We start from the raw sequence: 14,688 nt of genomic DNA, 5'->3' as shown, positions 1-14,688 counted from the left end.
CAGTCTAGCCGCTGAAATAATTGCTGGATTCGTGCCAAATTCCGTCCTTGCGGCCCTGCGCCACCCTGTATCAAGTGCGCTACACTGCGCCGCTTGCACTGATCGAAGATTTTGAAGGAAAACCATGACGTTCAAGGCGCCGGATAGCCTCGCCGAGCAAATTGCTCACCACCTCGCCGAACGCATCATTCGCGGCGATCTCAAGCCCGGGGAGCGCATCCAGGAACAGAAGGTCACGCTGGCACTCAATGTCAGCCGTGGCTCCGTACGCGAAGCGCTGCTGATTCTCGAGCGCCGCCATCTGATCGCCATCCTGCCCAGGCGTGGTGCCCATGTCACCGAGCTCACCGCGCACAAGGTGCAGAGCCTGTGCACCCTGATGAGCGAGTTGTACATCCTGCTGGGCAACGCCGTGGCCCAGCGCTGGACGGAGCAGGCCGACCTCGCGCCGTTCCTGCAGTTGCAGCAGCGTCTGAGCGCCAGTTTCGAGCGCCAGGACATCCGCACCTTCGTCGAAGACAGCTTCAACGTGATGCGCGCCGCCTTTCCATTCGCCGACAACCCGTACCTGCAGGAAACCGTCGAGAACCTGCAACCGGCCATGAGCCGCGCCTACTACCTGGCGCTGGAGCGGCGCAAGGCGGAAATGAGCGAATACCTGACCCTGTTCTCGCAACTGCTGGCCGCCGTCATGGCCCGCGACCTGGCGCTGATCCGCACGGTCCTGGCCAACTACGCCCAGCGTAGCTGCGACATCGTCCTGTCTGCCCTGGCGGTCGATTAAGCGTGCGGCTCAAGTGCATCAAGTTGGCGGGGTTCAAGTCCTTCGTCGACCCGACCACGGTGAACTTCCCCAGCAACATGGCGGCGGTGGTCGGTCCCAACGGTTGCGGCAAGTCGAACATCATCGACGCCGTCCGCTGGGTGATGGGCGAGAGCTCGGCGAAGAACCTGCGCGGCGAGTCGATGACCGACGTCATCTTCAACGGCTCCACCAGCCGCAAGCCGGTGAGCCAGGCGAGCATCGAGCTGGTGTTCGACAACTCCGACGGCACCCTGATCGGCGAATATGCCGCCTATGCGGAAATCTCCATTCGCCGCAAGGTCACCCGCGACAGCCAGAACAGCTACTTCCTCAATGGCACCAAATGCCGGCGCCGGGACATCACCGACATCTTCCTCGGTACCGGCCTGGGCCCGCGCAGCTACTCGATCATCGAGCAGGGGATGATCTCCAAGCTGATCGAAGCCAAGCCCGAGGACCTGCGTAATTTCATCGAGGAAGCGGCGGGCATCTCCAAGTACAAGGAGCGCCGTCGCGAGACCGAAAACCGCATTCGCCGGACCCATGAAAACCTGGCGCGCCTGACCGACCTGCGCGAAGAGCTGGAGCGCCAGCTCGAGCGCCTGCACCGCCAGGCCCAGGCCGCCGAGAAATATCAGGAATACAAGGCCGAGGAACGTCAGCTCAAGGCCCAGCTGTCGGCCCTGCGCTGGCAGGCACTGAACGAACAGGTTGGCCAGCGCGAAGCGATCATCGGCAACCAGGAAATCAGCTTCGAAGCCCTGGTGGCCGAGCAGCGCAATGCCGATGCCAGCATCGAGCGCCTGCGCGACGGGCACCATGAGCTGTCCGAACGCTTCAATCTGGTGCAAGGGCGCTTCTATTCGGTCGGCGGCGATATCGCCCGGGTCGAACAGAACATCCAACATGGCCAGCAGCGTCTGCGCCAGCTGCAGGACGACTTGCGCGAAGCCGAGCGGGCCCGGCTGGAAACCGAATCCCACCTGGGCCACGACCGCACCTTGCTGGCGACCCTCGGCGAAGAGCTGGCGATGCTCGGCCCCGAGCAGGAACTGACCAGCGCCGCCGCCGAAGAGGCCGCCGCCGCTCTGGAAGAGTCGGAAGCCACCATGCACGGCTGGCAGGAGCAGTGGGACAGCTTCAACCTGAGCTCGGCCGAGCCGCGGCGCCAGGCCGAAGTCCAGCAGTCGCGCATCCAGCAGCTGGAAACCAGCATGGAGCGCCTGGCCGAGCGCCAGCGGCGCCTGGCCGAGGAGCGCGCCTTGCTGTCCGCCGACCCGGAAGACGCGGCGATCCTCGAACTCAGCGAGCAGTTGGCCGAGAGCGAGCAGACCCTGGAAGACTTGCAGGCCAGCGAAGAAGCTCAGGTCGAGCGCCTGGAACAGCTGCGCCAGGATTTGCAGCAGGCCATGCAGGAGCAGCAGCAGGCCCAGGGCGACTTGCAGCGCCTCAATGGCCGGCTGGCCTCCCTGGAGGCCTTGCAGCAGGCGGCGCTCGATCCGGGCACCGGCACGGCCGAGTGGCTGCGTGAGCAGCAGTTGGCGCAACGGCCTCGCTTGGCCGAGGGCCTGAAGGTCGAGGCGGGTTGGGAGCTGGCGGTGGAAACCGTGCTCGGTGCCGACCTGCAGGCCGTGCTGGTGGATGATTTCGCCGGTCTTGACCTGGGCGGTTTCCAGCAGGGCGATCTGCGCCTGCTCAGTCCTTCGGCGGACGGTACCCGGGTGCCGGGCAGCCTGTTGGAGAAGGTCGAGGCGGATATCGACCTGTCGCCCTGGCTGGGACAGGTCAAACCCGTCGAAAGTCTTGAGCAGGCCTTGTCCCAGCGGGGCCGCTTGGCGGCCGGGGAGAGCCTGATCAGCCGCGACGGCTTCTGGGTCGGTCGGCATTTCCTGCGGGTGCGGCGGGCCAGCGAGGCCGAGAGCGGCGTGCTTGCCCGTGGCCAGGAAATCCAGCGCCTGGGCCAGGAGCGTGAAGAGCGCGAAGAAACCCTGGCCACCCTCGAAACCCGCCTGCAAACCCTGCGCGCCACCCAGCGCCAGCAGGAAACCGGTCGCGAACACCTGCGCCGTTTGCTGCAGGACGAAGCCCGCCAGCAGGGCGAGCTCAAGGCCAAGCTGTCCGCCGGCAAGGCCAAGGTCGAACAGCTGCAATTGCGCCGTACCCGTCTCGATGAAGAGTTGGGTGAACTGGCCGAGCAGCGTGCCCAGGAACACGAAGAGGTCGGTGAGGCCCGCCTGCAACTGCAGGAGGCCCTCGACACCATGGCCGTCGACACCGAGCAGCGCGAGTTGCTGCTGGCCCAGCGCGACAGCCTGCGCGAACGCCTCGACCGGGTTCGCCAGGAAGCCCGGCAGCACAAGGATCACGCCCACCAGTTGGCGGTGCGCCTCGGCTCGCTCAAGGCCCAGCACGACTCCACCCGTCAGGCCCTGGAGCGCCTGGAGCTGCAGTCCGAGCGCCTGAGCGAAAAGCGCGAGCAACTGAGCCTGAACCTGGAGGAGGGCGAGGCACCGCTGGAAGAGCTGCGCCTCAAGCTCGAAGAGTTGCTCGACAAGCGCATGAGCGTCGACGTCGAACTCAAGAGCGCGCAGATCGCCCTGGAAGACGCCGACCGCGAACTGCGTGACGCCGAGAAGCGCCGTAGCCAGGCCGAGCAGCAGTCCCAGCTGATTCGCGGCCAGCTCGAACAGCAGCGCATGGAATGGCAGGCCCTCAGCGTACGGCGCAAGACCTTGCAGGACCAGTTGCTGGAAGACGGCTACGACCTGCACGGGGTGCTCGCCACCCTGACCTCTGATGCCAGCGAGAAGGCGGCCGAGGAAGAGCTGGAGCGCATCGCCGCGCGCATCCAGCGCCTGGGCGCGATCAACCTCGCGGCCATCGACGAATACCAGCAACAATCCGAGCGTAAACGTTACCTGGATGCCCAGGATGCCGACCTGGTGGAAGCCCTCGACACCCTGGAAAACGTCATTCGCAAGATCGACAAGGAAACCCGCAATCGCTTCAAGGACACCTTCGACCAGATCAACGGTGGGCTACAAGCTTTGTTTCCAAAAGTGTTCGGCGGCGGCAGTGCTTACCTCGAACTCACCGGCGATGACCTGCTCGACACCGGGGTCACCATCATGGCGCGGCCCCCGGGCAAGAAGAACAGCACCATCCATTTGCTCTCCGGTGGCGAAAAGGCCCTCACCGCCCTGGCGCTGGTGTTTGCCATCTTCAAATTGAATCCGGCACCGTTTTGCATGCTCGACGAAGTTGACGCCCCGCTGGATGACGCTAACGTTGGACGGTACGCCCGACTTGTCAAAGAGATGTCACAAACGGTGCAGTTCATCTATATCACCCACAACAAGATCGCCATGGAGATGGCCGATCAACTGATGGGGGTCACCATGCACGAGCCGGGTTGCTCGCGGCTGGTGGCGGTGGATGTGGAGGAGGCCATGGCCATGGTGGACGCCTGAGTCGTCCGCCGCTGAGGCAAAGATATTTGAGGCGTAAGGGGATTTCCTTGGCCGTCGTGGGAACTAGCGCCGATCCTTGGGGACTTATAAATGCAAGCCTGTACGACAGACGGTGTAAAGTTTCCTTGGGTCGTGTTAATTTAATGTCAAGTTTTCTTGTGCGTGGGAAAAAAGGCCTGTCAGAACATAGAGTTGGCGCCACGCTTTAAAGGGTTTTCGGCCCTTTCTTCATAGAACCATTTATTTAGAGGCACGGGATTACATGGAAATCGGTCTGCGCGAGTGGCTGATCGTCATCGGCATCATAGTCATTGCCGGTATTCTTTTCGATGGCTGGCGCCGGATGCGCGGTGGCAAGGGCAAGCTCAAGTTCCGTTTGGACAGAAACCTGTCCAACCTGCCGGACGATGACGGCAGTGCCGAGCTGCTGGGCCCGGCCCGTGTGCTGGATAACCATAAGGAACCTGAGCTGGACGAGCATGACCTGCCGTCGGTGAGCATGCCGGTGCGTGAAGGTCGGGAAAAGCCGTCCAAGCGCGGCAAGCGCGGTGGCGAGCCGAGCCAGGGTGATTTGAACCTGAATCTGGACCTGGATGAAGGTCCGAGCTTCAGCAGCCGCGACGATGACTTCGCCGAGGCAGGCAACAAGCCGGCGGCGCGTCAGGAAAAAGAACAGCCGGCGGCGGAAGAAGTGCTGGTGATCAGCGTGATCAGTCGCGATGCCAACGGTTTCAAAGGTCCGGCCCTGTTGCAGAACATCCTCGAAAGCGGCCTGCGTTTCGGCGAGATGGATATCTTCCATCGCCACGAAAGCATGGCCGGTAATGGCGAGGTGTTGTTCTCCATGGCCAACGCGGTGAAGCCGGGTGTGTTCGATCTCGACGATATCGACCACTTCACCACGCCGGCGGTGAGCTTCTTCCTGGGCCTGCCGGGGCCGCGTCATCCGAAGCAGGCCTTCGACGTGATGGTGGCCGCTGCTCGCAAATTGTCACAAGAGCTCAATGGCGAACTGAAGGACGACCAGCGTAGTGTGCTGACCGCCCAGACCATCGAGCACTACCGCCAGCGCATCGTCGAGTTCGAGCGTCGCGCCCTGACCCAGAAGCGCTGAGTGTTGAGCGCTTTGCGCTCAACATCGGAACGCCGCACGCAGCATGCCGGCACCTACCGCACTAACATATTGAGCAGCCTCGGCTGCTCTTTTGCTTCATGAGAGAACTCCATGACCGCCGCCCACACCCGGATTCTAGAGCTGCGCGCTGAACTGGATCAGCACAACTACCGTTACCACGTCCTCGACGAGCCGAGCATCCCGGACGCCGAATACGATCGCCTGTTCCGCGAACTCAAGGCCCTGGAGGCCGAGCACCCGGAACTGGTCAGCGCCGATTCGCCGACCCAGCGTGTCGGCAGCGCCGCCTTGTCGGCCTTCACCCAGGTTCGTCATGAAATCCCCATGCTGAGCCTGGGCAACGCCTTCGAAGAAACCGACATGCGTGAGTTCGATCGCCGGGTCGGCGAAGGCCTGGACCTGCCGGCCGGCGATCTGTTCGGCGGCGCTGCCGAGGTCGAATACAGCTGCGAGCCCAAGCTCGACGGCCTGGCGGTCAGCCTGCTGTATCAGGACGGCGCCCTGGTCCGTGGCGCCACCCGTGGCGACGGCACCACCGGAGAAGACATCAGCGTCAATGTGCGCACCGTGCGCAACATCCCCCTCAAGCTCCACGGCAGCGGCTGGCCGGCGACCCTCGAAGTGCGCGGCGAAGTCTTCATGTCCAAGGCCGGTTTCGAACGGCTGAACGCCGCCCAGCTGGAAGCGGGCGGCAAGACCTTCGCCAACCCGCGCAACGCCGCGGCCGGCAGCCTGCGCCAGCTGGATTCGAAGATCACCGCCAGTCGTCCTCTGGAGTTCTGCTGCTACGGCCTGGGCCAGGTATCCGCCGAGATTGCCGACACCCATATCGGCAACCTGAAGCAGCTTCGGGAGTGGGGCATGCCGGTCAGCCGCGAACTCAAGCTGGCGAAAGGGATCGGCGAGTGCCTGGATTATTACCGCGACATCGGTGAGCGGCGTAACGCGCTGCCGTACGAAATCGACGGCGTGGTGTTCAAGGTCAACAGCCTGGCGTCCCAGCGTGAACTGGGTTTCCGTGCCCGCGAACCACGTTGGGCCATTGCCCACAAATTCCCGGCCATGGAAGAACTCACCGAATTGCTCGACGTGGAGTTCCAGGTGGGCCGCACCGGTGCCGTCACCCCCGTGGCGCGACTCAAGCCGGTCAAGGTGGCGGGCGTGACCGTGTCCAACGCCACCCTGCACAACATGGACGAAGTGGCCCGCCTGGGACTGATGATCGGCGACACCGTGATCATTCGCCGGGCCGGTGACGTGATTCCGCAAGTGGTGCAGGTGGTGACCGAGCGGCGTCCGGACGATGCCCGTGCCGTGCAGATCCCGGAAAGTTGCCCGGTGTGCGGCTCCCATGTCGAGCGCACGCAACTGATCAAGCGCAGCAAGGGCCGCGAGACGGTCAGCGAAGGCGCGGTGTATCGCTGCGTCGGCCGGCTGGCCTGTGGCGCGCAACTCAAGCAGGCGATCATCCACTTCGTCTCCCGTCGGGCCATGGACATCGAAGGCCTGGGCGACAAGACCATCGAGCAACTGGTGGATGAAAAGCTGATCGCCTCGCCGGCGGATCTCTACACCCTGGCGTACGAGCAGATCGTCGACCTGGAGGGTTTTGCCGAGCTGTCGACGCGCAACCTGCTGGAGGCCATTGCCGACAGCCGGAAACCGAGCCTGGCACGGTTTATCTACGCCCTGGGCATTCCCGATGTGGGCGAGGAAACGGCCAAGGTCCTGGCGCGCTCCCTCGGCTCGCTGGAGCGGGTCATGCAGGCCCTGCCGGCGGTGCTGACCTACCTGCCGGATGTCGGCATGGAAGTGGCCTACGAGATCCACAGCTTCTTTGAAGACGAACACAACCGTACGGTCATCGCGCAACTGCTGGAGCGCGGGCTGGAATTGCAGGACCAGGGTGAACTGGGGGCCGAGTTTGCCGCCAGCACCACCCTGGGCGGACTGATCGCCAAGCTGGACATCAGCTCGGTGGGGCCGACGGCGGCGGAAAAGCTGGCGACCAAGTTCGGTTCGGTCGAGGGCATTATCGCAGCGGACTGGCTGGATCTGCGTCAGGCGTTGAATGAAAAGCCGGCCAATGCCGTGCGGGAATTCTTCGCCCAGTCGGGGAATGCCGAGCGTGCCCTGGCGATCGAAGTGCAGCTGCGCGATTTCGGCATGCATTGGCAGAGCGAGAAAAAGGCGGTGGAAGGCTTGCCGCTGACGGGGCAGACCTGGGTGCTGACCGGCTCGTTGGAGCTGATGAGTCGTGATGTGGCCAAGGACAAGCTGGAAAGCCTGGGGGCCAAGGTGGCGGGTTCGGTCTCGGCCAAGACCCACTGCGTGGTGGCGGGCCCGGGCGCGGGCTCGAAACTGGCGAAGGCCAACGAGCTGGGGCTCAAGGTGCTGGATGAAGAGGCGTTCGTGGCGTTCCTGAAAGGACATGGCATCGAGGTCTAAACCTCTACGCCAGCGCCGAATACACCGCGATCCCGTGTAGAAGCCGGCTTGCCGGCGATAGCGCCCTCAAGAACGCCATCGCCAGCAAGCCGGCTCCTACAGTCCGTGTTTCTTCCCTGCATCAGGGAGCCCGCCATCGCGCCCAATGATCTAGTCTTGGCGGGCCCAGGGAGAGATCGCCATGTACCGGTTCTTCGAACAACTCAGCTCACGCATCGCCGCCCCTTTTATCAGCGAACCATCGCGGGGCAGCAAGATCTGGCATTGCCGCTGTGGCCAATCGGTATTCTTCCGCAACAGCCAATGCCTGGCCTGTTCCGCGGCACTGGGCTACGAGCCACAGGGCAGCACATTGTCATCCCTCCAGCCCGGCCCTTACCCGGACAGCTGGCAGCTGGACACCGACCTCGATGCCGGCCTGTTCCGCCGCTGTGCCAACCTCGACACCGCGGCCGCCTGCAACTGGTTGATTCCCTACGCCCACGGCAGCAGCCTGTGCACCGCCTGCGCCCTCAACCGCACCATTCCCGACCTTTCCATCGCGGAAAACCCCGAGCGCTGGCGCAAGGTCGAAACCGCCAAGCGTCGCCTGGTCGCCCAGCTGATCAGCCTCGGCCTGCGCGTCATCCCGAAAACCTGGAACGAAGAAAACGGCCTGGCCTTCGACTTCGTCGGCGTCGACCTGGAAGGCAAGGCACCCATGACCGGCCACGCCAACGGCTTGATCACCCTAGACATCAAGGAAGCCGACGACGCTCACCGGGAAAAAGTCCGCGTGCAGATGCATGAGCCGTACCGCACCTTGCTCGGCCATTTCCGACATGAAGTGGGGCATTACTACTGGGACCGACTGATTGCCGACAGCCACTGGCTGGAAGCGTTTCGCGGCCTGTTCGGCGATGAGCGCGCCAGTTATGCCGACGCCCTGGAGCGCCATTACCAGCAGGGTGCGCCGCAGGACTGGCAGCAAGGCTTCGTCAGCGCCTACGCCACCATGCACCCCTGGGAGGATTGGGCGGAAACCTGGGCGCATTACCTGCACATGATGGACGCGGTGGACACGGCGCTGGGCTTTGGCATGAGCGCCAAGGAGTCGGATTTAGACTATCCGTCGTTTCCCCTGAGCGCGCTCTATGACGCAGGGCATCCGGAGGGGCCGGCGTTCCTCTCGTTCGTCAATGCCTGGATCGAACTGGCGGGCATGCTCAACGAACTGTCCCGCAGCATGGGGCAGCCGGATTTCTACCCCTTTGTGCTACCGCCGGCGACCATTGCCAAGCTGCACTTCATTCACCTGGTGATCCAGGAGGAGGGCGGCCGGGCGGATGAGGTGTTGCAGGCGTCATAGCCGGCTCGTTTCTGTAGGAGCCAGCTTGCTGGCGATGGCAGTGAGAGCACCGCGCTGCTCCAGAGACCCCGCGTTCGAGTTAACGCTTCACTTGTCCTGCCTGTAAATCCGATTCGGGTGGATAACCAGGTGCTTGACCTGCGTATCCAGCTCCTTGCTGTGATACAGGTCCAGGCATTTCAGCAAATCGAAACGCACGCCCTGGACTTCCGACTCAACCAGTGGGTTGTGATAGTCGCGCGCCAGGTAACGATCCACCAGGGCCTTGATCGCGTCGGGGGCCTTTTCCAGATCGTATTCGGTCCAGTCGCGCAATGCGCTGACGCTGCTTCCCGCGTCAATGGCTGCCGACTTGTCGTCCTTGTAGGCGTTCGCAATGCAGGTCGCGAGCACCATGTCTTTGTAGTTCTGCCCATAGGTCCGTGCGCCGGCCTCCGGGGATATGCCCCCAGCGTCCTTCGAGTACCCAGCGGAGACCAGCAGCATAAGTGGCAGAATGCCTGATAGAACCTTCATCACAGCAAGCTCCAATACGTCCTTGTTTTCAGGATTCAGCAAAGTCGCCATGGCTCCATTGCCAATGATCGCTTCGGCCCCAGCAGTCCAGCGGAGGGGGCACGGATAAAGCGTGGGTCATACCGGTCATTGTGCTGACGCGGCTGGAACCCTGCGACTGTCCTATTGACCTGTTGCCAGTCAGAAGATTCCTTTAATTAATGTGGATTTTGCTTTCCGTCGGTATCGCTCGACCTATCAACCGCTGTTTGGGGCATCGACTGTGGTAACCGCTACCAACAAGAGGTTTCTCCGGGCCCTAATTGTCGAAAGATCCCTTTCACTTGCCTGAAATTTCCTAGAAAATCCCAGCCCGTTGCGCCTGTTCGAACCGGCGGCTAGTCTGCATTTCGTCACTGCAAAATCGGTGATGTGGACGTGCAAGTCCGGTTCGCAACATCAGGCGCACTGTCGCTCCTCGCCTTCAGTCATTCTCTGTGTCTGAAATCTGGCGTTATGGTGGCTGTGCGCGGGAGATCTTCGGGATCTGCCGGGTTTCCTATGTTGCCCCGGTCTTGCACACCTGCGTACAGCTGCCACCCTAATTCGCGTGCAAGCGAACGGGTGATGGCTCCCATTCAGCAACTTAGGACCATCACTATGTTCAAGATCACCCCCAATCCGCCAACCGAAGACCTGTCGTCTCTTGCCAGCCAACTGGCTATTGAGCGAGCTTTCGCCCACTACGAGCTGCCACCTGATAACACTCCACGTCGTCGACGCGAACAATTCAGTACCGAAGACGCCCTGACGCAAATCGACGAAATCCTCCAATCCGCCTCGGCCACGGCTTACGAGTGTGCGGACAACCTGCAGGGCTCCAATCGCAAGCTGGTCTTGGGCGTGGTGCACCTGGTCGATCTGGCCTTGAGTCGCGTGGATGACCTGCTGGAAAAGCAAGCACACCCCGCCTGACCCATAGGTGTGGGGGTAGGAGCGAGCTTGCTCGCGATGGTCGTCAACGATAACGTGGGGTTCCTGGCACACCGCAGCGTTCTCCGGCCCATCGCGAGCAATCGAGCGTCGACCGGTTGCTCCTACAGAGGGCTGGCGCTCGACGATATTTTCGCGTTGAAACATCGAACTGTAGGAGCCGGCTTGCTGGCGATGGTGGCGGTGAATCCACCTGCGCCGTTGCTGGCACGCCATAAGGGCCTAACGGCAAGGATTATGGCGACTATGACTCGCGCATTAAAAAGGACTACGAAGCACTTGAAGGGAAAAAATAACATGACGTTCAAACTTTCCATTTCCCGTTGGCTGGCGGCGGGGGCGATGTCGTTCTGTGTCGGTGCACCAGCCTTCGCTGTGGGTTCGGCACTGCATTCCGGCAAGTACGAGCAGTTGATGTTGGCGGTGACGCCTGAGCATCAGGTCGAGGGGTTCTATGCAGAGGAGCGGGGCGAGGGCCCGACCTTCAGTTGCACTTTCTACCTGCAAGGTAAGGTCGAGGCCGGGAAGGACGTATCGGTGTCCACCTGGCTCGATGAGGTTTACCCGGGATCCGTGAAGCCCTCGGTTGATGGCGTGACCCTGACGATCGAGCAAGGTCAACAGCATCCGGGCTGCATGAATGTGCTGATGCCGGATATCGCCAGCGGCCTGGACCTGACCCAGACCGCGAGCAAGAAGTGGATCGGTCTGGTGACTGTCTCGGCTGACAAGGCCTGGCTGCAGAAGGCCCCGGACGCCAAGGCCACTCAGGGTCCCTATATCGTCAAGGGCGATGTCGTCGGGGTGCTGGCGTTCAAGAATGGCGCGGCCCAGGTCGAGTTCATCAATGCCCAGAACCGTTCCTTCACCGGCTGGATCAGCCAGGACCAATATGCTCGGCTGAGTGTGCCCAAGCACTGACTCTGCCGGTTTATCCAATCGAGTGTGGGAGCGGGCAGGCCCACTCTCACAGGGGATGAAGGGAGAGGCCAAAGGCCATAGGCAAGTGCTTGAGCCCCCTCATATTTTTTATCTGGAACCAACGGTTGTAACTTCCGACGAGATCGGTACAATGGCGCGGCTTGCCGAGAGGCGAGCGTCGTTATGGTGACCCCATCGGTCCCCCCGCAACGATCAGCCGTGAACCCGGTCAGGCCTGGAAGGGAGCAGCCGCAGCGGTGACATTGTGTGCCGGGGTGTGGCTGGTGGGTTCACCACCTATCTCTAAACCCTTGAGTCTACAAGGGTTTGTCAGTTGAAAGTCTCAAAGTGTGACAGCGTTTAGGTACACCGAAGTGGTGCATCCGCTATCAGCTTATCTTGCTCCCGTTCCTTTTGCTTATCCTTCGTTAGTTCTTTCATGCCCTATGGCGTCGTTTCTAAGGGTCTAAGGTCGCAACGAATGCCAGCAGCGGATCGCGGTCGCGGCGAGTAGCCGTGAAGTCCACCTGTATCTGCTCACCGGGCTCGGTTTCGAAACGCACAACGGCCTCAGCGTGCTTGGATTTCAAGGTCAAAAGAAATCTGGTGAGGATGGAGTAACCGCCTGGTAACCCTGCTCACGGATCTCCATGTGCAGCACGCTGGCAGGGATCCAGTGCGGTCGAGCAGCGTTTACACGCTGGCGCAGGTAATCCTCGAAAGGCACAAGTTCGCCCACGCGCTGGGTGCGGGCCATAGACGGGGGGGCGGGCGTGGTAGCCGGCAGTAGCGATGGTAAGGCTATCTGGCAACCCTGAGATTCGTCCTACGGCATGCTGGGGCTTGTATTACGGGGTGCTTGACTAACTCAATATCCAAAGCTACGATCTTCTCTAAATGGAGAACAATATTGCCAGGAAGGTAACTGTGGTGCACGGGGACGATATGAAGGTGATCAGATGAGACTTACACCCTTTGGTGAAGCTGCCCGACTGCTTCGGATGAGGTTTGACCTGTCTCTGAAAGCAATGGCTGAAGCAATGGCTATCAGTTCCGCGCATTTAAGCGGTATCGAGTATGGCGAGAAGCGCCTCTCGGATAAGCACATAGAATCAGCGATTAGTTTCTTCGCGCAACACGCGAATGCAGAACAGCTACACCAGCTCCGTCTTGCTGCGGAGCGTTCTAAAGATGTGGTTAACACGGCTGATTTGGATTCTGACGCACGAGGCTTGGTTGCGGCATTTGCCCGAAGGCTTCAAGAGGGCACCGCTCCCACGGAAGAGATTCGAAAGTGGCTCCAATCCCAGCCGAAGAAAGGAGGGTAGTGATTGACAACGCTCTATTCGAATGGGGATGTTCGCACCCCACTGGGTCTGAAGGTCAGCCCGCACAGTTACGCATCGCTTGAAGAAATTGCTGAAGGCATTCGTGCGGCGCTGCCCCTCCAATCGGGTGAGCGTTACAACTTGGATTGTGCTCGGATCCTGGAGCATACCCTTCCGAATGCGGGGTACGACTACAAGATTGCGGAGGTTTGCGACTTGGATGAGTGCGCAGCCTTCACCATCCCAGAAAAGAATTTAGTCGTCGTCAGGGGCGATATCTACGACATGCTCTATGAAGGTAATGTCTTCGGGCGGAGCACCATAGTTCATGAAATGGGGCATATCGTCCTGAAGCACGCAGTCACTCTCCATCGAGGGGCGACTTTGGGGGCGCACCGTTTCTGTGAAGACTCGGAATGGCAGGCAAAGGCCATCACAGCAGCAATCATGATGCCTCTTGCAGCATGCATTGAAGCTGGAACCTCTGAAAAGCTGGCAGCAATGTGCGGGACGAGTATTACCAGCGCGACCTTTAGGCTGGACAACCTCAGGAAGCAGGGAAAGCTGACAGGGCAAAGGAGGCTGTTCTGGTAAGGCGAGTGAGCATCCAATAAAAAAGCCCAGAAGTGCGCTAACACTCTGAGCTCTTGGTGAGGTGAACGAGGGTCTACCGAACCACCCGCAAACCTGCGATATGTCTTGGGGAAGACGTTGAGCAGTGTAGTCCTAGCGACTGTGTCGGGCAAGCCAAAACCCTTCCATCTGTCGCAGGAGGGCCTGACCATGGCTCGTTCTAGCATTAAGTCAGTGTTCGTGCACAATTACTCGCGGTTCCGTTTTGGCCGTTGGGAAAGCGTGTGCCAGCACTGGCGCTCCCATCCGGGTCAACTGACCCTGTTCTAAGTCTAAGGGGGCGGTCTTTCGGGGCCGTCCCTAGCGACTCTCCCAGGAAGGCCAAACGCGCTCGCGCTCAGAAAGTAGCTCGGATGTTCACTCGTATAGCTTTCTATGCCATCGATAGGCATCCATTCGCTACATCTTACGCGGGGTCTGCTTGCGTTCAGTATTACTTGCGAACTGCTTAGGTATTACCTTCACAAGCTACCTAAAGCCCCCCCTATGGAGCGAAAAAATGCAAACAGTAGTGGTTTTGGACGATACGCTGATTGAAGTAGAGGACCTAGTGGGTTCGTTGAAGGCGCACGGAGTGGTGGTGCTTAACTCTGTTATGCGAGGTTACGCCCAAAAGCTTAAGGGTGAGGCCGTCAGTGCGATGAGGCTTTGGAATGATGAAGAGTCGGTCATTAATTATCTAGAACTGCAACTGACCGTAGCAGGAGAAATTTCGTTTGTCCCCACAATGTTCTTCTCCAGGGTGCATTCGTATGGGTCTACCTCACCGGAGTTGGTGGGGCGCGCCATGGAGGCTTGGGTGGCGAAAGGGACCCCATCGTTTTACCTCTATAAAGATGTTTGCCTCACGACTTGATTGTTACTATGATAGTGAGTTCTATCGAGCTTCTATGAAGTTGAGTCTTGCTAGTGTTGTTTTTTTTGCCTTAGAGGTGAGTAGAGCGGATCAAAGCTTTTAGGGGGCTTGGCGATTTGTCCCCAGGGGCGGATCCGAAGAATCGGAAGCTGTAGATGGGTTGTTGGTGATATTGTGTCGTCATGCTCACTCCCTTTGTTGGTTAAGCAGCGGGACGGTCGAGTACTTTACAGTTAAGCTGACTTTATCATTAGGT

11 protein-coding genes and 1 other RNA gene are annotated in these 14,688 nt (G+C 60.6%); 11 read left to right on the top strand and 1 reads right to left on the bottom strand.

All coding sequences use genetic code 11. The annotated features are described in order from the left end of the window. Positions 1-124: 124 nt before the first annotated feature. The 5 genes from NUH87_RS08800 (at position 125) to NUH87_RS08780 (ending at position 9,206) form a co-directional block, all read left to right on the top strand. On the top strand, positions 125-784 hold the full coding sequence (locus tag NUH87_RS08800; RefSeq protein WP_040070402.1) for a GntR family transcriptional regulator: 660 nt from the start codon (positions 125-127) through the stop codon (positions 782-784). Between the two features lie 2 nt (positions 785-786). Next, complete coding sequence (smc, locus tag NUH87_RS08795) at positions 787-4,275, top strand: chromosome segregation protein SMC (RefSeq protein WP_338525639.1); 3,489 nt, start codon at positions 787-789, stop codon at positions 4,273-4,275. A gap of 262 nt (positions 4,276-4,537) precedes the next feature. Continuing rightward, entirely contained in the window at positions 4,538-5,389 is an 852-nt protein-coding gene (gene zipA / locus NUH87_RS08790) for a cell division protein ZipA (RefSeq protein ID WP_338525638.1), read from the top strand. A gap of 111 nt (positions 5,390-5,500) precedes the next feature. Further along, positions 5,501-7,858: an NAD-dependent DNA ligase LigA gene (gene ligA / locus NUH87_RS08785; RefSeq protein ID WP_338525637.1), complete on the top strand. Its 2,358-nt coding sequence runs from the start codon at positions 5,501-5,503 to the stop codon at positions 7,856-7,858. Positions 7,859-8,039: 181 nt separating this feature from the next. Further along, positions 8,040-9,206 carry a zinc-binding metallopeptidase family protein gene (locus tag NUH87_RS08780; RefSeq protein WP_338525636.1) on the top strand — a complete coding sequence of 389 codons (1,167 nt, stop codon included), beginning with the start codon at positions 8,040-8,042 and terminating at the stop codon, positions 9,204-9,206. 87 nt (positions 9,207-9,293) lie between these two features. Here the strand turns inward: NUH87_RS08780 and NUH87_RS08775 are convergent, their stop codons facing one another. Then, entirely contained in the window at positions 9,294-9,692 is a 399-nt protein-coding gene (locus NUH87_RS08775) for a type VI secretion system amidase immunity protein Tai4 (protein ID WP_338526766.1), read from the bottom strand. A 669-nt stretch (positions 9,693-10,361) separates the two neighbouring features. Between NUH87_RS08775 and NUH87_RS08770 the strand changes: the two genes are divergently transcribed. From NUH87_RS08770 to NUH87_RS08740, 6 genes are all read left to right on the top strand, one after another. Continuing rightward, positions 10,362-10,676, top strand: coding sequence for a DUF6124 family protein (locus tag NUH87_RS08770; RefSeq protein ID WP_338525635.1), 315 nt, complete (start codon positions 10,362-10,364; stop codon positions 10,674-10,676). Between the two features lie 315 nt (positions 10,677-10,991). After that, positions 10,992-11,615, top strand: a complete 624-nt coding sequence (locus NUH87_RS08765; protein WP_338525634.1) for a hypothetical protein — start codon at positions 10,992-10,994, stop codon at positions 11,613-11,615. Between the two features lie 193 nt (positions 11,616-11,808). Further along, an RNA gene (ffs, locus tag NUH87_RS08760) (signal recognition particle sRNA small type) lies at positions 11,809-11,905 on the top strand. A gap of 669 nt (positions 11,906-12,574) precedes the next feature. Beyond that, positions 12,575-12,943 (top strand): helix-turn-helix transcriptional regulator, encoded by a 369-nt coding sequence (locus tag NUH87_RS08750; protein ID WP_338525633.1) that lies wholly within the window; start codon positions 12,575-12,577, stop codon positions 12,941-12,943. A 3-nt stretch (positions 12,944-12,946) separates the two neighbouring features. Next, complete coding sequence (locus NUH87_RS08745; RefSeq protein ID WP_338525632.1) at positions 12,947-13,537, top strand: hypothetical protein; 591 nt, start codon at positions 12,947-12,949, stop codon at positions 13,535-13,537. 538 nt (positions 13,538-14,075) lie between these two features. Further along, positions 14,076-14,432 (top strand): hypothetical protein, encoded by a 357-nt coding sequence (locus NUH87_RS08740; RefSeq protein WP_338525631.1) that lies wholly within the window; start codon positions 14,076-14,078, stop codon positions 14,430-14,432. Positions 14,433-14,688: the final 256 nt, after the last annotated feature.

It is taken from the genome of Pseudomonas batumici (assembly GCF_036585405.1).
GTDB classification, from domain to species: domain Bacteria; phylum Pseudomonadota; class Gammaproteobacteria; order Pseudomonadales; family Pseudomonadaceae; genus Aquipseudomonas; species Aquipseudomonas batumici.
This window is presented reverse-complemented; position numbering and strand designations above follow the sequence as displayed.